This is a genomic window from Rhodococcus sp. 11-3 (assembly GCF_023704055.1).
Taxonomy (GTDB): Bacteria; Actinomycetota; Actinomycetes; order Mycobacteriales; family Mycobacteriaceae; genus Rhodococcus; species Rhodococcus aetherivorans.
Genome location: NZ_CP080406.1, coordinates 5,700,118 through 5,718,808, shown reverse-complemented (window position 1 = coordinate 5,718,808; position 18,691 = coordinate 5,700,118). Strand labels below are relative to the sequence as shown.

Genomic DNA, 18,691 nt, shown 5'->3' with positions numbered 1-18,691 from the left:
GGAGGGACAGGACCATGGTTCAGGTCGGATTGCTGCTCAGCGACGTTCCGAAGTCGGTGAGCCCCGCACAGCAGTTCAAGGACGTACTGCGCATCGTCGACGCGGCGCAGGAGAACGGCTTCACCTACATCGCGATCGGCCAGCACTTCCTCTACGGGGAACTGCGGTGGCTGCAGCCCGTGCCGCTGCTCGCGCGCCTCGCCGCGCACGTCGAGCCGCACATCAAGCTCGTCACCCAGATCATGATCGCGCCGCTGTATCACCCCGTGATGCTGGCCGAGGAGATCGCCACGCTCGACGTGGTCACCGAGGGGCGGCTGATCTTCGGTGCCGGCCTGGGCTATCGACCCGAGGAGTTCGACTACCTCGGTATTCCGTTCAAGCAGCGGGCCGGACGGTTCGACGAGTCTCTGCAGATCATGAAGAAGCTGTGGACGGAGGAAGAGGTCACCTTCCACGGCAAGTACTTCCAGCTCGAGGGCGTCAAGCCGCACCTGTTCCCGGTGCAGGATCCGCACCCGCCGATCTGGATCGGCGCGCACGCGATGGGCGGTGTCCGCCGCGCCGGCAAGTACGGTGACGCGTACGCGACGCCGCCGGAGACCCCGAAAGAGGAAGTGCTCGAACGCTTCCGGGTCGTGCGGGATCTCTTCGCCGAGCGGGGCAAGGAATTCGGCCCGCAGCCGCTGCGCCGCAACGTGCTGGTCGCCGACACCCGCGAGCAGGCGATGCAGGAGTACGCCCGCGTGGCGCAGGGCCGCTACCTCACCTACGCGAACAAGGGCCTGGACGTCATGAAGGGCACCGACCTCGAGAACGAGTTCGCCAAGGCGGTGTCGAGCCACGCCGTCGTCGGCGATCCCGAGCAGGTCGTCGCCCAGCTGACCGACCTGGTGACCACCATGCCGGTCGACCCGCTGCTGATGCGTCCGCAGTGGCCGACGATGGACGCGGACGAGACCATCGCCGCCATCTCCCGGCTCGGCAAGGAAATCGTTCCGTCGATCACCGCGATCCCCGCAAACCGGGAGTTGTCCTGATGCAGACCTACACCGATCTGAAACCGACCTTCACCGACCCGCAGGACTGGACGCTGGGCCACGTGCTGCGCACGTACGCTGCGTCCCAGCCGGATTCGGAGTTCCTCGTCACGCCGGAGGAGGGTCGGCGCTTCACCTACGCCGAGATGCTCTCCTCCGCCGAACGGATCGCGAGCTCCTGGTACCGGGCCGGCGCGCAGCAGGGTGATCGGGTGATCATCATGGCGCAGAACTCGTCCCAGCTCGTGCGCTCCTGGTTCGGCACGGCGGTCGGCGCACTCGTCGAGGTGCCGATCAACACCAACTACGAGGGCGAGTTCCTCCGCCACCAGGTGGTGACCGTCGAGCCGCGGTGGGCCGTGATCGACGACACCTACGCCGAGCGGTTCGTGGCGATTGCCGAGCATGCGCGTGGCATCGAGAAGTTCTGGGTGGTCGACTCGGGCGCCGGAAACCGCGACCTGGCACTCGAACTGCTGCGCGCCAACGGCTGGGACGCCGAGGCGTGGGAGGCGCTGGAGGCGGGCGAGGTGCAGGAGCTGCCGCAGGCACGGCCCCAGGACCTCGGTGCGATCTTCTTCACCTCCGGGACCACCGGCCCGTCCAAGGGCGTGGCGATGCCGAACTCGCAGCTGTACTTCTTCGCGCAGGAGGTGGTGTGCTTCACCCGGCTCACCCGCGAGGACACCTACCTCACCACCACGCCGCTGTTCCACGGCAACGCCCAGTTCATGGCGGTCTACCCCGCCCTGGTGGCCGGGGCGCGGGCCGTGGTGCGCTCGAAGTTCAGCGCGAGCCGCTGGATCGACCACGTGCGCGACGACGACGTCACCGTCACCAACTTCGTCGGGGTCATGATGGACTTCGCGTGGAAGCAGCCGCCGCGCGAGAACGACCTCGACAACCGCCTGCGCTGCGTGTACGCGGCGCCGACGGCCAGCTCCATCGTCGAGGACTTCAAGAAGCGCTACGGCATCGAGGCCTTCGTCGATGCGTTCGGGCTGACGGAGACCTGCGCGCCGATCGTCGCGCCCTACGGGGTGCCCCGGCCGGCCGGGGCCGCGGGGCTCGCGGCCTCCGAGTGGTTCGACATCCGCCTGGTCGACCCGGAGACGGACCGCGAGGTCGAGGTCGGCGAGGTCGGCGAGCTGGTCGTGCGTCCGGTGCAACCGTGGACGTGCAGCATGGGGTACTACAACATGCCGGAGAAGACGCTCGAGGCGTGGCGCAACCTGTGGTTCCACACCGGCGACGCCCTCAAGAAGGACGAGGACGGCTGGTTCTACTTCGTGGACCGGTACAAGGACGCGCTGCGCCGTCGCGGCGAGAACATCAGCTCCTACGAGATCGAGCAGGCGGTGCTCGGGCACCCGGCCGTCGTCGAGTGCGCGGTGATCGGTGTTCCCGCCGACGTGGAGGGCGGCGAGGACGAGGTGCTCGCGACCGTGGTCGGCACCGGCGACGTCGGTCCGGAGGAGATCCTGGCCTGGTGCGACGGCCGGATTCCGGCCTTCGCGATCCCGCGCTACCTTCGATTCGTCGGCGCGCTGCCCAAGACCCCGTCGGAGAAGGTCCGCAAGGCGGTCCTGCGCGAGGAGGGCATCACCCCCGACACCTACGACCGCACCGCGGTCTCCGACGCAGACCGCACCGCGGTCCCCGCGGTCTGACGGCCGGGAAAGGCAACCGAGATGGACTACAGCAAGAACGAGACCCACGAGGAAATCCGGCGGGGGATCCACGATCTGTGCAAGCGGTTCCCCGACGAGTACTGGGCCGAGCACGACGAGTCCCACGAGTTCCCGTGGGAGTTCTACAACGCCATGGCCGAGGGCGGCTGGATGGGTCTCACCGTCCCCGAGGAGTACGGCGGCGGCGGCCTCGGCGTCACCGAGGCCGCGATCGTCGAGCGGGAGATCGCCGCGTCCGGCGCCGGCATGGGCGGGTGCAGCGCGGTACACATCGGCATCTTCGGATTCGAGCCGATCATCCACCACGGTTCCGAGGAGATGAAGCGCAAGTACCTGCCGCGCGTCGTCACCGGCGAGCTGCACACCTCGTTCGCCGTCACCGAGCCGGACGCGGGCACGGACACCACCAACATCCGCACCTTCGCCAAGAAGGTCGACGGCGGCTGGCTGGTGTCCGGCAAGAAGGTGTGGATCACCAAGGCGCAGGAGGCCGAGCGCATGCTCCTGCTGTGCCGCACCAGCCCCCGCGACGAGAACGCCAAGCGCACCGCCGGCATGACGCTGATGTTCGCGGAGATGGACCGCAGCAAGGTGCAGATCCGGCCGATCCCCAAGATGGGCCGCAACGCCGTCGACACCAACGAGCTGTTCATCGACGAGCTGTTCGTCGCGGACGAGGACGTCGTCGGTGAGGTCGGGCACGGCTTCCGCACCATCCTCGGCGGCCTCAACGCCGAACGCGTCATCTCGGCGAACGCCGCCCTCGGCATCGGTGAGGCGGCGTTGCGCCGCGGCGTCGACTACGCCAAGCAGCGCGAGGTCTTCGGCCGTCCCATCGGGAAGAACCAGGGCATCGCGTTCCAGCTCGCCGAGGCCCGCATCCGCCTCGACGCCGCCGAGGCGGTCCTGGACAAGGCGACGTGGATGGTCGACCAGGGCCTGCCGTGCGGACGGGAGGCGAACGCGGCGAAGTTCCTGTGCGCCGAGGCCGGCTTCTACGCCGCCGACGTCGCCCTGCAGACCCACGGCGGCTTCGGTTACGGCAAGGAGTTCCACGTCGAGCGGTACTTCCGGGAGGCGCGGCTCATGCGGATCGCGCCGATCAGCCAGGAGATGGTCCTCAACTACACGGCCGAGCACGTGCTGGGCCTGCCGCGAAGCTACTAGGAGGACGACGTGCAGCCGTATCGTTCGATCCTGTTCGTCCCGGGGCACCGCCCGAAGTGGGTGGACAAGGCCGTCGCGGCCGGCGCCGACTGCGTCGTGCTCGACCTCGAGGACTCCGTGCCGGCCGCGGAGAAGGCGGCCGCCCGCGCGACCGTCGCCGAGTCCATCGCGCGGGTGCGCGAGTCCAACCGGGACGTCGGGCTGTTCGTGCGCGTCAACCCCCTCGCCACCCGGCTGACCGGGGCCGATCTCGAGGCGGTCGTGGTGCCGGGCCTGACCGGCATCTTCGCCCCGAAGATCGAGCAGGCCACCGACGTCCTGCGCTACGACGCGCTGCTCGACCACTTCGAGCTGCGCAACGGGGTGGCGGGGCTCGAGTACATCGTGCCCGTCGAGACGGTGAAGGCCATCCACAACTGTCTCGAGGTGGCCACGGCGTCGCCGCGCGTCGGCGCCATGATCGGCCCGTCGGCCGAGCACGCCGACATCGCCCGCGAGGTCGGCTACGAGTGGACCCCCGAGGGACACGAAACCCTCTACCTGCGCAGCCGGGTGCTGCTGGCCTGCCGGGAGGCCGGCATCCACGCCCTGACCGGCCTGTGGGAGGATCTCGAGAACCTGGACGGGCTTCGCGACTTCGCGGTGCGAGGCCGGCAGCTCGGGTTCCGCGGGATGATTGCGATCCACCCCTCCCACGTGGCCACCGTCAACGACGTGTTCAGCCCGTCGGAGCAGGACCTGGAGTTCTACCGCGGACTCGCCGAGGCCTACGAGAAGGCGGAGGCGGAGGGCGTCGGCGCGCTGCGGTATCGCGGCCTGCACATCGACAAGGCCCACTACGACAAGGCAATTCAATGGCTCGAACGAGCCGAGGCGATCCTACGGAGAGGTGAACGGTGATGCGCGGTCTGTACTTCGAGGAGTTCGAGGTCGGGAAGCACTACAAGCACTCGATGACCCGCACCGTCACCGAGATGGACAACGTGCTGTTCACCTCGCTGACGATGAACATCCAGCCGCTGCACCTCGACGAGGAGTTCTGCAAGACGACGATCCACAAGCAGCGGGTGGTCAACAGCCTGTTCACCGTCGCGCTCATCGGTGCGTTCCACGTACCCGAGCTGACCATGGGGACCACGCTCGGGAACCTCGGCTACGACAAGGTCAAGTTCCCGAATCCGGTCTTCCACGGCGACACCCTGCGCGCGGAGACCACCATCCTGAAGAAGCGTGAATCCGAGAGCCGCACCGACAGCGGCATCGTGTGGTTCGAACACCGCGGCTTCAACCAGCGCGACGAACTCGTCTGCCTGCTCGAGCGCGTCGGCCTGATGGCCAAGCGCCCCACCACCGAGGAAGGTGCCTGAGATGACTGCAGCGCCCGAAACCGAATTCCCGTTGAAGGACTGGGTTCCCGAAACCCGGACCCTGCTGATCGGCGACCGGGAGGTCGAGCCCGCCGGTGAGACGTGGGACGTCTACAACCCGGCCACCGAGGAGGTCATCGCCACCGTCGGCGGCGCCTCCACCGACCAGGTCGACGCCGCCGTCGCCGCCGCCCGCGCCGCCTTCCCGGCGTGGTCCGCCCTGAGCGGCGAGGAGCGCTCCCGCCACATCCACCGCTTCGCCGACGTGCTCGAGAAGGCCGCCGACCGGCTGCTGCCCTCGATCGTCAACGAGGTCGGCACGCCGGTCTCGCTCGCCGAGTACCTGCAGGTCAAGATGGCCGTCGACGAGCACCTGCGGTGGGCCGCCGAGGCCGCGAAGACCGACCGCACCGTCCATCTCGGCGAGTACGACAAGCCGGTGCCGACGATGAGCGACGTCGTGTACGAGCCGGTGGGCGTCGTCGCGGCGATCACCGGGTACAACTACCCGCTGAACCTGGCGATCTTCAAGTTCGGCGCCGCGCTCGCGGCCGGCTGCACCGTGGTGCTGCTCCCGTCCCCGCGCACCCCGCTGACCACCCTGTTCCTGGGCGATCTCATCCGCGAGGCGGGTCTGCCGCCGGGCGTGATGAACGTCGTCATCGGCGGCGCGGACGTCGGGCAGCGGCTGTCCTCGCATCCCGGCGTGGACCGGGTGTCCTTCACCGGTTCCGACGGGGTGGGCGCGAAGATCATGGAGCAGGCCGCGGCGAACCTGGCCGGCGTGACCCTCGAGCTCGGCGGCAAGTCGCCGAACATCGTGCTGCCCGGCGTGGACGTGCAGAAGATCGCCGTCGAGATGCACCTGCGCTGGTCCCGCAACGGCGGTCAGGGCTGCGCCGCCCTCGCCCGGCTGCTGGTGCACGACTCGGTCTACGACGAGTTCCTCGAGGCCGGCGCGTCGGCGTTCGACCAGATGGTCGTCGGCGACCCGTGGGACCGTGCGACGAACATCGGCCCGATGATCCGGCCCGACCACCAGAACCGCGTGCAGGGCTTCATCGACGGCGCGGCGGCCGAGGGCGGCAAGAAGCTGCTCGAGGTGACCAAGCCGCTGCCCGAGAAGGGCTGGTTCGTCAATCCGGTTCTGCTCGGCAATCTTCCGCCCAACGCGCGCGCGGTGCAGGAAGAGATCTTCGGTCCCGTCGCGGTGATCCTGCCGTTCAAGGACACCGAGGAGGCCATCCGCCTCGCCAACGACACCCCCTTCGGTCTCGCCGCGAACGTGTGGTGCGACGACCCGGTCGAGGCGCGCCGCGTCGCGGAGAAGATCCGCGCCGGAACGGTATGGATCAACGGCGGCGGTGCCATGCGGCCGGACGCGCCGTTCGGCGGCTACGGGCGCTCGGGAGTCGGCCGCGAGCTCGGTGAGTGGGGGATGCGCGAGTACCTCGAGGTCAAGCACATCCAGTGGCGGATCTGATTCGCCGGCAAGGTATTCGGCAACATCGCATTCGGCAGGGCCGAACCGGACGACAAGGCTAGGAGAGACGACGATGAACGCATCCGCTGCGGGTCCGCTCGCGGGAGTCAAGGTGCTCGAGCTCGGCACCATGTATGCCGCCCCCACCGCGGGGCGCATGCTCCGCGACTTCGGCGCCGAGGTGGTCAAGGTCGAGGACCCGACGACCGGAGACTTCGCACGCCAGTGGGTTCCGCAGAAGGAGGGGTTGTCGCTGGGCTTCTCCCGTCTCAACGCCGGGAAGAAGTCCCTCGGCATCGACCTGCGTTCGCCGGAAGGCCGCGACCTGGTGCGCCGGCTCGCGGCCGAGGTCGACGTCGTCGTCGAGTCGTTCCGTCCCGGCCGGCTCGAGGAGTGGGGCCTGGGCTACGACGTGCTGAGCGCGGACAACCCGGGGCTCGTGCTGGCCCGGGTGTCCGGGTTCGGGCAGACCGGACCCAATCGCAGCCTGCCGGGATTCGGCACCGTCGCCGAGACGGCCAGCGGTTTCGCGCACGTCAACGGCTGGCCGGACTCGCCGCCGACCTCCCCGCCGTTCGGGTTCGCCGATTCCATCGCCGGGCTGTCCGCCGCGATGGGCGTCGCGATGTCGTTGTACAAGCGGGAGCGGACGGGGCAGGGCGACGTCGTCGACGTCGCACTGTACGAGCCGCTGATGTTCATCATCGGTGACATGTTCCTGCGCTACACCGCGCTCGGCGAGATCCAGCAGCGCATCGGCAACGCCACCGGCGCGGCGTCGCCGCGGGGCATCTACGAGGCCCAGGACGGGCGCTTCCTGTCCATCGCGGCGTCCAACCAGGGCATCGCCAAGCGGCTGTTCGCCGCGATGGGGCGGCCCGAGATCATCGAGGATCCCCGCTACGCCACCAACGCCGCACGCCTCGAGCACAACGACGAGGTGCAGGCGATGGTGAAGGAATGGGTCGGCTCGATGCCGCGGGCGAGCGTGCTCGAGACCCTGGAGAAGTTCGAGGTCGTCAGCGCACCGGTGAACGATGCCGCGGACGTCGTCGCCGACCCGCACTTCCAGGAGCGCACCCTCGTCGAGATCACGGGCAACGAGATCATGAAGGGTGTGCTGATGCCGGGGCCGGTGCTGCACCTCGGCAGCTACGACGGTCCCAGCTACGACGGTGTGCCCACCATCGGCGAGCACACCGCCGAGGTGCTCTCGGACCGGCTGGGGCTGAGCGCGGACCGGCTCGCGGCGCTCGCCGAGGCGGGCGTGATCGGCAAGTCCTGAGAGTCGCACGGACCGCAGTCCGAAAATCGATGCGGTGAACCGGAATCCGCCCACGAAACGGCGTGCGCGGATTCCGGTGTCACGCGCGAATTCAGCAGGTTCGCCGACGCACGCAACGAGACGAGGTACCAATGCAGCTGAGTATCGGCTCGGGCTCGGCCTACGCCAACGACCGGCTCGAGACAGCGGCCGCCATGGCCGACAGCGGCCGGGTCCGGTACATGGGCTTCGACTGCCTGGCCGAACGCACGATGGCGCTGGCCCAGATCCGCCGCCTGCGCGATCCGTCGGCCGGCCAGGACGAACGCATCTCCGCCCTGGTGCCGATCCTGCGCCGCTTCCTCGCGTCGGGAGGTCGCGTCGTCGGCAACTTCGGTGCCGCCAATCCCGACGCCGCGGCGGCCGAATTCGCCGTCAATCTGCGCGCTCTGGGGCTCGGGGGGACCCGGATCGGCATCATCCGCGGCGACGACGTGCGGGACGCCGTCACGGCCGCCGACGTCGCGCTCCCCGAACTCGGCACCACCACGCGTGCGCTCGCCGACCGGATCGTCTCCGCCAACGCCTACATCGGAGCCGATCCGATCGTCGACTGCCTGCGGCAGGACGCCCAGATCGTGCTCGGCGGCCGGATCGCCGACCCGTCCCTGTTCGTCGGGCCGATCTGCCACGAGCTGGGATGGTCGCTCGACGACTGGGACCGCGTCGGCACCGCGACCCTCGCCGGGCACCTGCTCGAGTGCGGCGTCCACAGCACCGGCGGCAACTTCGAGGACCCGCCGTACCGGGTCGTCCCCGACCCGCACAACCTGAGCTTCCCCCTGGCCGAGATCGACGACGACGAGCTGATCGTCACCAAGCTCGACGGCACCGGCGGGGCCGTCGACCTGCGCACCACCCGCACCCAGCTCTACTACGAGATCCACGATCCCGCCCGCTATCTCACCCCCGACGTGACCGCGGACTTCAGTGACGTGCGGATCGAACAGGCCGGGCCCGACCGGGTACGCCTGTCCGGCGCCCGCGGATCCGCCCGGCCCGACACCCTCAAGGTGCTCGTCGGCGTCGACCTCGGATACAAGGCCGTCGCCGAGATCTCCTACGGCGGACCGGGCTGCGTCGACCGCGCCCGTCGCGCCGAGGAGATCGTGCGCCGGCGCCTCGAACCGATCCGGGCGCAGATCGACGAACTGCGGATCGAACTGCACGGCGTCGACACCCTCTTCGGCGACCGGATCGCCGGCGGCGAGCCGGCGGAGGTGCGGCTGCGGCTCGCGGCCCGGGCCCTCGATCCCGACGTCGCCAAGGCCGCCGCCTACGAGGTCGAATACCTGTACTTCGGTCCCGCAGGTGGCGGTGGCGTGGTCACCTCGGTCGTCCCCGCCGTCGTCGTGACCCCCGCCCTGCTGCCCCGCAGCGAGGTACCCCTGTCCGTGGAGGTGACCACCGCATGAAACTTCGTGACGTCGCGTACAGCCGCTCCGGCGACAAGGGCGACACCAGCAACATCTGCGTGTTCCCGCACGACGACGCCGACTACGACTGGCTCCGGTCGGTGCTCACCGAGGACATCGTCGCCGAGGCGTTCGGGAACCTCGTCGAGGGCGAGGTGACCCGCTACGAGATCCCGGTGAACTGCTGCCTGAACTTCGTCCTCACCCGTGCCCTCGCGGGCGGGGTCTCCAAGTCCCTGCGGGTGGACCCGCACGGAAAGTCCTACCAGTCCCTGATTCTCGACATCGACGTTCCGGGACGCGAGGAGAGGCGATGATCCACGACCTGTTCGCCCGGGCGGCGCACGGCCCGTCCGTGCACGTCGGCGGCAGAGGGGAGACCGGGCGCGGCGAGACGTTCGACTCGATCGATCCCGCCACCGAGGAGGCGCTGGCACGGTGGACCGCCGCTGACCGGGAGCAGACCGAACGCGCGATCACGGCCGCCCGCCGCAGCTTCGACGCCGGGGAATGGCGCGCCGCCTCCCCGGACCAGCGCGCCAAGGTCCTGCGGCGGCTGGCGGACCTGATCGACGAGCACGCCGGGCAACTCACCGAACTGGTCGTGCGGGAGGTCGGATCACCCATCGGTCTGGCCCGCACCCTGCAGGTCGCGCAGCCGGCGATCAACTTCCGGTGGTTCGCCGACGCGGCGCTGCGTGGTCCCCGTGGGGGTTACCAGGAGCGGTTGCCCGGCATCCGCGGCGCGGTGTCGTCCGAGAGCCTCCTGCTGCGCGAGCCGATCGGCGTGGTCTCGGCGATCGTGCCGTACAACTACCCGCTGAACATGATCTCGTGGAAGGTGGCGCCCGCGCTCGCCGCCGGCTGCAGCGTGGTCCTGCTGCCCTCGCCGCGGGGCACGTTGTCCGCGCTGGCCTTCATGCACCTCGCAGACGAGGCCGGATTGCCGCCCGGCGTGCTGAATCTCGTGCCGGGTGGACCGGCCGTGGGCGAACTGCTCAGCTCCCACCCCGGGGTGGACATGGTGAGCTTCACCGGATCCTCCGCCGTCGGCGCGGCCGTGATGGCACAGGCCGCGGCCACCCACAAGAAGGTCGTGCTCGAACTCGGCGGGAAGTCCCCCAACATCCTTCTCCCGTCGGCGGACCTGTCCACCGCCGTGGGACCGTCGATCCTGCGGTTCTGCCGCAACGCCGGACAGGGCTGCGGCGCCACCACCCGGATCCTCGTTCCACACGATCGCATCGACGAATTCCTCGATCTGGCAGCGGGCTTCATCGAGGAGAACGTGCCGACCGGCGACCCGTTCGACGAGCGCACCGAAGTGGGGCCGCTGATCTCCGCCGAGCACCTCGCGCGCGTGCGCGGCTACCTCGACCGCGCCGTCGCCGCCGGCGGCCGCATCTCGGTCGCCGGCGAGCGGCCGGTGGGCAAGGGCTGGTTCCTGCCGCCGACCCTGGTGACGGGTGTGGACAACTCCGCCGAGATCTGCCGGGAGGAACTGTTCGCTCCCGTCGCGGTGGTCCTTCCGTACCGGGACGTCGACGAGGCGGTCGCCGTCGCGAACGACTCCCCGTACGGACTCAACGCGAGCGTCTTCGGCGACCACGCCGAGGCGGTGGCCGTGGCTCGGCGCCTCGACACCGGCACCGTCGCGATCAACGGTGGCGGCCCCATGCGGGCGGACGTGCCGTGGGGCGGATCGAAGCGCAGCGGCACCGGCGTCGAGATGGGCGAGGACGGGTTCGCCGAGTTCTTCCGGATCAGGCACCTGAACTGGCAGGTGCCGTCGTGACCACCGAAACCCGAATGCCCGCACACGCTCCCGCGTACCCGATCCTCGACGGACCGGCACCCGACCTCGCCGTCCGCGCGTCTACCGGAAGCCGTACCGTGCCGTGGCTGCTCGACCGGTGGCGCACCGACCGGCCGGAGACGACCTTCCTCATCTGGGAGCCGCACACCGGCGCCGAGGCGCAGCGCTGGAGCTATGCGGAATTCGCCGCCGCGGTGGATCGGCTCGCGGCCGGACTGCAGGCGCGCGGCATCGCACCCGGTGACCGTGTGGTGCTGCTGATGGACAACTGCCCCGACTTCCTCGTCGGATGGGCGGCGATCGTGTCGACCGGCGCGGTCGCGGTGTGCCTCAACACCCGCAGCAGCGCCGACGAACTCGCCTACTACGACCGGCACTGCGCCCCCCGGGCCGCGCTGATCGGAACCCGGTCGGCCGAGGCCGCGCGGGCCGCCATGCCCGGCCTGGAGTGGATCGCGACGACCGGCGGCACCGAGACCCTCGAGGCCGCGGCACCGGGGGGTACCGTGCCCGAAAGGGCGTCCGGCAGCCTCGGCGCGCTCGGACGGGCCGCCGGGGCACCCGCGCCGGTGTCCATCGATCCGCTCGCGCCCGCGAGCATCCAGTACACCTCCGGGACGACGGCGCGGCCCAAGGCCGTGGTCTGGACGCACGCCAACTGCCTCTGGGCCGCCCGGGTCAACGCCGCCCACGCCGGGCTGCGGGGCACCGACGTCGGACTGATCACTCTGCCGCTGTTCCACACCAACGCCCTGGGCTACTCGTTTCTGGGACTGCTGTGGGTGGGGGCCACCGTGGTGCTGACCCCGAAGTTCTCCGCGTCCCGCTTCTGGGACGTCTCGCTCCGGCACCGGTGCACGTGGGCATCGGTGGTGTCGTTCATGCTCCGGGCCCTCGACGGTGCTCCCGTTCCGGCCGGCCACACCTACCGGCACTGGTCGGGCAGCGCGACGCAGCACTCGGTGGCCGACGGGATCCGCATGACCGGATGGTTCGGCATGACGGAGACCGTGTCGCACCCCGTCGTCAGCGAACTGGCCCATCCCGACCCTGACGGGACCATGGGACGTCCGGCCCCCGAGTACGCCGTCGCCGTCGTCGGCGACGACGGCCGTCCCGTCGAGCCCGGCACGGTGGGTGACCTGTGGGTGCGCGGAACACCGGGTGTGTCCCTGTTCGCCGGGTACCTGCACAACGACGACGCGACGCGGGAGGCCTTCACCGCCGACGGCTGGTTCCGCACCGGAGACCGGGTGCGCCAGGACCGCTCCGGGCAGTTGTGGTTCGTCGAGCGGTCCAAGGACATGCTCAAGGTCGGCGGTGAGAACGTCGCCGCCGCCGAGATCGAACGCGTGGTCGCGGCGGTGCCCGGCGTCCGGGAGGCCGCCGTCGTGGCGAAACCGGACCCGATGCTCGGCGACGTCCCGGTCGCCTTCGTGATCCCGGACGGCGCCGCGCCCGACGGCCTGCCGGCCGACATCGAACGGGCCTGCGCAGAACTGCTGTCCGACTTCAAACGACCGCGCGAGGTCCACCTGGTACCGGAGTTCCCGCGCGCCACCTTGAACAAGGTTGCCAAGGCGAAGCTGCGGCACTGGCTGCTCGAGCCGTCGACGGAAGCGAGGAAGACATGGACCTGGGTGTGATCCTCGGCGACGTGCACTCCACGTTGTCGCCGCGCGAGCACCTCGACGGACTGCTGCGCCAGGTCGAGGCCGCGCAGCGCAACGGCGTGCGCTACATCGTGATGGGCCACCACTACATCTACGGCAACCTGCGCTGGCTGCAGCCGATCCCGACCCTGGCGCGGATCGCGGCCGAATTGGACCCCGGCGTGAAGATCGGCACGATGGTGGTGCAGGTGCCGCTGTTCCATCCGGTCGCGCTCGCCGAGGAACTCGCCACCCTCGACATCCTGACCCGGGGCAACCTCATCGTCGGCGCCGGCGCGGGATACCGGCGCGAGGAGTTCGCCGCGTTCGGCGTCGACTTCGACCGGCGGTTCGCCATGATGGACGAGGCGCTGCAGATCATCCGGCTCATGTGGACGCAGGACGAGGTCGACTTCCACGGCAGGTTCTGGCGGCTCGACGGGGTCAAGACCCACATCCGTCCCTGGCAGGATCCCCACCCGCCGATCTGGATCGGCGCACTGAAGGATTCCGGCGTCCGGCGCTCCGCACGACTGGGCGACGCGTGGCCGGTGACGCCCGAAACCCGGACCGACGACATGCACCGCATGTTCGGCGTCTATGCCGCGGCGCGGCACAAGCACGGGCGGCCGCCGGTGGCGCGGCATCCGCTGCGCCGCGAGATCGTTCCCGGCGCCACCACCGAGGGTGCGTTCCGGCGCTTCGAATCCATGGCGCGGGACCGCCTCCTGGCCTACGCGCAGCGGGAACTGGACACCCGCGATGCCACCGCCCTCACCGAACGATTCCGGCAGGTCGCCGCCGCGGAGGCGATCGTCGGAACCCCCGACGACTGTCTCGGCCAGTTGCGCGCTCTCGCGGCGCAGGTGCCGGTCGATCCGGTGATCGTGCGCGCGCAGTGGCCCGACATGACGGCCGACGACGTCGTCGCGTACCTCGACGACCTCGGCCGCGACATCGTCCCCGGAATGCGCGAGATCGTGTCGATCGACGCCCGCACCATGGCGGCCCCCTCGGCGATGGCGTCCACGAGCCCGACAGGAGAAGTCCGATGACGCTCGACGACCGGAGCACCGAACCGCGTTGTCCCGTGGTCGACTTCGACCACAACTCCGCCGCGCACGCCGAGGACCCGGTCGGCTCCTACCGTCGGATGCGGGCGGCAGGGCCGGTGGTCCGGTCGACCCGTCACGGCGGCTTCTGGGTGCTCACCGACTACGACGGCGTGTTCGAGGCCGCCCGCGACGACCAGACCTTCTCGTCCGCGCGGTGCCCCTACGGCGGCGACGGCCTGGCCACCGTCATCCCCAAGACGCCGGTGAACCACCACATCCCCGTCGAACTCGATCCCCCGGAACATCGCAAGTACCGCAAGCTGATCAACCCGCTGACCTCCCCGGCGGCCGTCGAGCACCTGCGGCCGGCGATCGAGAAGTACACGACGTGGTTCATCGACCAGGTCATCGAGGCCGGCACGTGCGACTTCGCGACGGTCATCGGCGTGCCGGCCGTGGTGACGATCGACTGGCTCGGCCTGCCGCCGGCGGACTGGGAGCGGTACGCGCACGCCCATCACGCCGCGCTCTCCGACGTGCCGGGCACGCCGGAGTTCGAGCACGCCATCTCCGTCGAGTTCCCGTGGATGGAGGAGCAATTGCGGGCCGCGATCGCCGAGCGGCGCGTACGGCCGCGGGACGACGTGCTGAGTCACCTCGTCGGCTCGGAGGTGGACGGCCGGCCGGTGACGGACGACGAGGTATTCGCCATGGCGGAGCTGCTGATCTCCGGCGGCGTGGGCACCACCGCCTCCCTCGTCAGCCAGACGCTGATGTACCTCGACCGCAACCACGAGCTGCGTCGCACCCTCGCCGAGCACCCGGAGAAGCTGCCGCGGGCGATCGAGGAGTTCCTGCGCGTCTTCTCACCCACGCAGGCCCTGGCCCGCACGGTGACTCGTGATGTCGAGTTCCACGGGCACGACTTCCGCACGGGCGATCGCGTGCTCCTCGGCTGGGCGTCGGCGAACCGCGACCCGAAGGCGTTCGACGACCCGGACACCGTGGACATCGAGCGGTGGCCGAACCGGCACACGGCGTTCGGCATGGGTGTGCACCGGTGCGCCGGGGCGCACATCGCCCGTGCGCTGTCCGTCGAGATGCTCGGCCAGATCCTGTGCCGCATGCCGGATTACGAGATCCTGCACGATCGGGTGGTCCCGTTCGCGCACCAGGCGGTCAATCCCGGTTGGAAGCGAATTCCCGCGCGCTTCACACCGGGACCGCGTATCGGCCCCACTGCCGGGAACGCGCGCCCCTTCTCGGCCTGAAAGGTTCACCTTCAAGAGATTTCGCGCCGGTGGAACGGGACGGGCGGACCGTGAACCCGGGGGTGCTCGCCGAATCGACCATTGACCTCCCGGGTCCGATGTGAGCATAATCATATGCAGAGATTTCTTCCGTTTCCGTTTCCGTTTTTCTCGCGTCTCGCGATCCACCGCTCTGCACGCAAGCCCGGCCGGCCTCCTCGCGGGGACGGTCGCCCGGTCCGTGACGCGAACCGAAGAGCGAGTCGAGAGAGAGGTTCACGTCATGGGATTCGACGGAATGGTTGCCTTCGTCACCGGTGCGGCGAGGGGACAGGGGCGCAACCACGCGGTGCGCCTCGCCCGCGAGGGCGCCGACATCATCGCGATCGACCTGTGCGCTCCGGTGCAGGGCGCCCCGTACGACATGGCCACCCGGGCGGACCTCGACGAGACGGTCCGCCTGGTGCAGGCCGAGGGGCGGCAGATCGTCGCCACCGAAGCGGACGTGCGGGATTCGGCCGCGGTCGCCAAGGCCGTGGCGACGGGGGTCGAGCGGTTCGGCCGCCTCGACGTCGTCGTCGCCAACGCCGGGATCGCCGGCAGCTATCCGGTCGAGGATCTCACCGACGAGATCTGGCGCGACATGATCGACATCAACCTCACCGGCGTGTGGAACACGGTGAAGGCCTCCGTCCCGCACCTGCGTGCCGGCGGCCGCGGCGGCAGCATCGTGCTGATCAGCTCCATCGCCGGACTGAAGGGCCTGCCGAACAACGCCCACTACGCGGCGGCCAAGCACGGCGTGCTCGGCGTGATGCGCAGTCTCGCCAACGAACTCGGCCCCGAAGGTATCCGGGTCAACGCGGTCCTGCCGACCAACGTGGAGACCCGCATGCTGCTGAACGACGCGATCTACAAGTTGTTCCTCCCGGACGAGCCGCAGCCCACCCGGGAACAGGTCGAACCGCTGCTGCACGGCATGCACGCCCTCGACGTCCCGTTCGTGCAGCCCGACGACGTCAGCAACGCCGTTCTGTTCCTCGCCGGAGCCGAGTCCCGCTACGTCACCGGCATCACGATGCCGATCGACGCCGGCGCCCTGGTGAAGTAGTGACAGGCCCCGAAACGCGCTCTGCGACGGAAGGACACGACATGCTCGACGGCCGGGACCGCCACCCGCGACGGACGGAGGATGTCCTCGAGATCCGCGAACTGGCGACGCGGTACGCCCTGGCCGTCGACGACCACGACATGGAGACGCTGGCCGCGCTGTATACGCCGGACGCCGCGTTCCACGGTCTGTCGGAATCGCTGTGGGGGCGGGACGCGATCATCACCTACGTTCGTGCCGCGCTCGACGGATACGACGGGGTCAGCGTGCACACCCCGCACCCCGGCACGGTGGACTTCACCGATGAGGACACGGCGCAGGGGGTCGTGCCCTGCCACGTCGAGTTCGCGCAGGCGGGGGTGCAGAGCATTCTCGCGTTGCGATACCACGACCGTTACGTGAGACGGGCCGGGCGCTGGTACTTCGGCGAACGCCGGCTCGAGGTCCGGTACGCGACGCCGACCGCGACGTACGGGACGGTCCTCACGGCCGGGGCCGCACCCGACCCGCCGTCCCCCGCCGAGCCGGACGGACGACTCCGGCCGAGTCCGTCACCCACCTTCGACTGAACCATCCCGAGAGAGGGAATTACGATGCAAGACAACGACGGATCGGACGCCTACGACGTCATCGTGCTCGGCAGCGGGGGTGCCGGACTGTGCGCCGCCCTGTCGGCCGCCCGGTGCGGTGCCCGAGTGGGCGTGTTCGAGAAGGGCGAACTGCTCGGCGGTACCACGTGCCTGTCGAGCGCCGTGGCGTGGCTGCCGAACAACCGGTACGCGCGGGAGGCGGGGATCGTCGACTCGCGCGAGCAGTCCCTCGCCTATCTCGAATCCCTGTCGCACGGGATGATCCTGCCCGAGCTCGCGGAGGCGTTCGTCGACACCGTTCCCGAACTGCTCGACTGGCTCGACACCACGCCGCTGAAGATGCGCCTCGTCGCCGGCTACCCCGACTACCACCCCGAGCGGCCCGGCGGGATGCCGCAGGGCGGACGGTCCCTCGAACCCGACCTGTTCAGCTTCATCGACCTCGGCCGATGGGAGGACAAGCTCGTCGGGGTCCCGCGCCGTATGACGGTCGCGGAGACCCCCATCGGCGGCGGCACCGGCCACCTTCCCCCCGACGTGCTCGAGCAGCGGGAGCGGGACCGCGTGGAGGGCCTGGGCCGCGGCATGATCGCGGCCCTGCTCCAGGGCTGCCTCGACGAGGGCGTCGCCGTGCACACCGGGGAGCGGGGCGTGCGGCTGATCCAGGACGAGTCCGGCCGCATCACCGGCGTGCGGTTCGAGGGGCGGAACGGGGCGCACGACGTGCGCGCGGAGCACGGCGTCGTGCTCGCCACCGGCGGCTTCGAATGGGACGAGCGGCTGCGGCGCGACTTCCTGCGCGGACCGATGGCGCACCCCGCCACCGTGCCCACGTGCACGGGGGACGGATTGCGCATGGCGATGCGCGTCGGCGCGCAGCTCGGCAACATGCGCGAGGCCTGGTGGGCGCCGGTCGCGGTGCTGCCCGGGCAACGGGCGAACGGTGCCCAGGCCGTCCAGCTCGTGCACCGGGAGCGCACTGCGCCGCACTCGATCATGGTCAACCGGCTCGGCCGGCGGTTCACCAACGAGGCGACCAACTACAACGCGCTCGGTGGGGCGTTCCACCAGCTCGACGCGCACGACTTCGACTACCTGAACCAGCCGTGCTGGCTGATCTTCGACGCCGACCACGTCGAGAAGTACGGGGCGTTCGGGGCCGCGCCGGGCACCGAAGCCCCGGAGTGGGTCGTGCGGGCCGACACTCTCGCCGATCTGGCACGGCAGATCGACGTCCCCGCGGACACCCTCGAATCGACGGTCGCCCACTGGAACGAGGACGTGCGCCGGGGCCACGACAGCGAGTACCACCGCGGCGAGAGCGTGTACGACGGGTTCGTCGGTGACAAGAACAGGTACCCCGGCGTGGAATCCACCCTGGGACCCGTTGCGCGGGCCCCCTTCCATGCGGTGCAGATCCACAGCAGCACGCTCGGCACGAAGGGCGGTCCGCGCACCGACGCCGACGGCGCGGTCCTCGACGTCGACGATCGGGTCATCCCCGGCCTGTTCGCCGCCGGGAACGTCATGGCGGCCCCCACCGGCATGGTCTACGGCGGAGCCGGCGGAACCCTGGGCCCTGCCCTGGTATTCGGCTACCGGGCGGGCCGGGCCGCGGTGAGGGCGTCGGTCCGTGCGGCCGATCCGTCGGCGGATCCGGCCGCGGCGCCGTTGCGGCCGGTGTCGCTCGCCTGACGGATCAGGGGAGGGATCCCTGCCGAATATCCGCG

The 18,691-nt window shown here is 70.0% G+C and carries 16 protein-coding genes; all 16 read left to right on the top strand.

Going from position 1 to position 18,691, the window contains the following annotated elements; translation table 11 throughout:
• The first annotated feature begins 14 nt into the window (after positions 1-14).
• The 16 genes from KZJ41_RS26415 to KZJ41_RS26340 all read left to right on the top strand — a co-directional run bounded on the left by KZJ41_RS26415 (position 15) and on the right by KZJ41_RS26340 (position 18,656).
• On the top strand, positions 15-1,040 hold the full coding sequence (locus KZJ41_RS26415) for an LLM class flavin-dependent oxidoreductase (RefSeq protein ID WP_006941639.1): 1,026 nt from the start codon (positions 15-17) through the stop codon (positions 1,038-1,040).
• Positions 1,040-2,710: an AMP-binding protein gene (locus tag KZJ41_RS26410; protein WP_251549889.1), complete on the top strand. Its 1,671-nt coding sequence runs from the start codon at positions 1,040-1,042 to the stop codon at positions 2,708-2,710. Before KZJ41_RS26415 ends, KZJ41_RS26410 begins: the two co-directional genes overlap by 1 nt.
• 21 nt (positions 2,711-2,731) lie before the next feature.
• A complete protein-coding gene (locus KZJ41_RS26405; RefSeq protein ID WP_006941637.1) occupies positions 2,732-3,898 on the top strand; it encodes an acyl-CoA dehydrogenase family protein in 1,167 nt (388 codons plus the stop codon).
• A gap of 9 nt (positions 3,899-3,907) precedes the next feature.
• Entirely contained in the window at positions 3,908-4,798 is an 891-nt protein-coding gene (locus KZJ41_RS26400; RefSeq protein ID WP_006941636.1) for a CoA ester lyase, read from the top strand.
• Positions 4,798-5,265 (top strand): MaoC family dehydratase, encoded by a 468-nt coding sequence (locus tag KZJ41_RS26395; RefSeq protein WP_029546556.1) that lies wholly within the window; start codon positions 4,798-4,800, stop codon positions 5,263-5,265. Before KZJ41_RS26400 ends, KZJ41_RS26395 begins: the two co-directional genes overlap by 1 nt.
• 1 nt (position 5,266) lies before the next feature.
• Complete coding sequence (locus tag KZJ41_RS26390) at positions 5,267-6,748, top strand: aldehyde dehydrogenase family protein (RefSeq protein WP_006941634.1); 1,482 nt, start codon at positions 5,267-5,269, stop codon at positions 6,746-6,748.
• A 73-nt stretch (positions 6,749-6,821) separates the two neighbouring features.
• Complete coding sequence (locus KZJ41_RS26385; RefSeq protein ID WP_043802022.1) at positions 6,822-8,033, top strand: CaiB/BaiF CoA-transferase family protein; 1,212 nt, start codon at positions 6,822-6,824, stop codon at positions 8,031-8,033.
• Positions 8,034-8,164: 131 nt separating this feature from the next.
• Positions 8,165-9,487, top strand: a complete 1,323-nt coding sequence (locus KZJ41_RS26380) for an acyclic terpene utilization AtuA family protein (protein ID WP_006941631.1) — start codon at positions 8,165-8,167, stop codon at positions 9,485-9,487.
• Positions 9,484-9,804: a hypothetical protein gene (locus KZJ41_RS26375; RefSeq protein WP_006941630.1), complete on the top strand. Its 321-nt coding sequence runs from the start codon at positions 9,484-9,486 to the stop codon at positions 9,802-9,804. Before KZJ41_RS26380 ends, KZJ41_RS26375 begins: the two co-directional genes overlap by 4 nt.
• Positions 9,801-11,282, top strand: a complete 1,482-nt coding sequence (locus KZJ41_RS26370) for an aldehyde dehydrogenase family protein (RefSeq protein WP_051446159.1) — start codon at positions 9,801-9,803, stop codon at positions 11,280-11,282. Before KZJ41_RS26375 ends, KZJ41_RS26370 begins: the two co-directional genes overlap by 4 nt.
• A gap of 14 nt (positions 11,283-11,296) precedes the next feature.
• Entirely contained in the window at positions 11,297-12,949 is a 1,653-nt protein-coding gene (locus tag KZJ41_RS26365; protein ID WP_206531103.1) for an AMP-binding protein, read from the top strand.
• Positions 12,934-14,010, top strand: coding sequence for an LLM class flavin-dependent oxidoreductase (locus tag KZJ41_RS26360; protein WP_072636527.1), 1,077 nt, complete (start codon positions 12,934-12,936; stop codon positions 14,008-14,010). Before KZJ41_RS26365 ends, KZJ41_RS26360 begins: the two co-directional genes overlap by 16 nt.
• On the top strand, positions 14,007-15,281 hold the full coding sequence (locus KZJ41_RS26355) for a cytochrome P450 (RefSeq protein WP_251549887.1): 1,275 nt from the start codon (positions 14,007-14,009) through the stop codon (positions 15,279-15,281). The genes KZJ41_RS26360 and KZJ41_RS26355 overlap by 4 nt, the downstream gene beginning before the upstream one ends.
• A gap of 262 nt (positions 15,282-15,543) precedes the next feature.
• Entirely contained in the window at positions 15,544-16,371 is an 828-nt protein-coding gene (locus KZJ41_RS26350; RefSeq protein ID WP_006941616.1) for a mycofactocin-coupled SDR family oxidoreductase, read from the top strand.
• A gap of 41 nt (positions 16,372-16,412) precedes the next feature.
• Positions 16,413-16,940, top strand: coding sequence for a nuclear transport factor 2 family protein (locus KZJ41_RS26345; RefSeq protein WP_029546550.1), 528 nt, complete (start codon positions 16,413-16,415; stop codon positions 16,938-16,940).
• Positions 16,941-16,964: 24 nt separating this feature from the next.
• Positions 16,965-18,656, top strand: coding sequence for an FAD-dependent oxidoreductase (locus KZJ41_RS26340; protein ID WP_251549884.1), 1,692 nt, complete (start codon positions 16,965-16,967; stop codon positions 18,654-18,656).
• The last annotated feature ends 35 nt before the right edge of the window (positions 18,657-18,691 follow it).

Excerpts from the sequence above, each read along its gene's own strand:
- KZJ41_RS26390 (WP_006941634.1), top strand. The coding sequence starts at position 5,267 with ATGACTGCAGCGCCCGAAACCGAATTCCCGTTGAAGGACTGGGTTCCC.
- KZJ41_RS26405 (WP_006941637.1), top strand. The coding sequence starts at position 2,732 with ATGGACTACAGCAAGAACGAGACCCACGAGGAAATCCGGCGGGGGATC.
- KZJ41_RS26410 (WP_251549889.1), top strand. The coding sequence starts at position 1,040 with ATGCAGACCTACACCGATCTGAAACCGACCTTCACCGACCCGCAGGAC.
- KZJ41_RS26360 (WP_072636527.1), top strand. The coding sequence starts at position 12,934 with ATGGACCTGGGTGTGATCCTCGGCGACGTGCACTCCACGTTGTCGCCG.
- KZJ41_RS26380 (WP_006941631.1), top strand. The coding sequence starts at position 8,165 with ATGCAGCTGAGTATCGGCTCGGGCTCGGCCTACGCCAACGACCGGCTC.
- KZJ41_RS26350 (WP_006941616.1), top strand. The coding sequence starts at position 15,544 with ATGGGATTCGACGGAATGGTTGCCTTCGTCACCGGTGCGGCGAGGGGA.
- KZJ41_RS26385 (WP_043802022.1), top strand. The coding sequence starts at position 6,822 with ATGAACGCATCCGCTGCGGGTCCGCTCGCGGGAGTCAAGGTGCTCGAG.
- KZJ41_RS26370 (WP_051446159.1), top strand. The coding sequence starts at position 9,801 with ATGATCCACGACCTGTTCGCCCGGGCGGCGCACGGCCCGTCCGTGCAC.
- KZJ41_RS26345 (WP_029546550.1), top strand. The coding sequence starts at position 16,413 with ATGCTCGACGGCCGGGACCGCCACCCGCGACGGACGGAGGATGTCCTC.
- KZJ41_RS26355 (WP_251549887.1), top strand. The coding sequence starts at position 14,007 with ATGACGCTCGACGACCGGAGCACCGAACCGCGTTGTCCCGTGGTCGAC.
- KZJ41_RS26365 (WP_206531103.1), top strand. The coding sequence starts at position 11,297 with ATGCCCGCACACGCTCCCGCGTACCCGATCCTCGACGGACCGGCACCC.
- KZJ41_RS26340 (WP_251549884.1), top strand. The coding sequence starts at position 16,965 with ATGCAAGACAACGACGGATCGGACGCCTACGACGTCATCGTGCTCGGC.
- KZJ41_RS26395 (WP_029546556.1), top strand. The coding sequence starts at position 4,798 with ATGCGCGGTCTGTACTTCGAGGAGTTCGAGGTCGGGAAGCACTACAAG.
- KZJ41_RS26415 (WP_006941639.1), top strand. The coding sequence starts at position 15 with ATGGTTCAGGTCGGATTGCTGCTCAGCGACGTTCCGAAGTCGGTGAGC.
- KZJ41_RS26375 (WP_006941630.1), top strand. The coding sequence starts at position 9,484 with ATGAAACTTCGTGACGTCGCGTACAGCCGCTCCGGCGACAAGGGCGAC.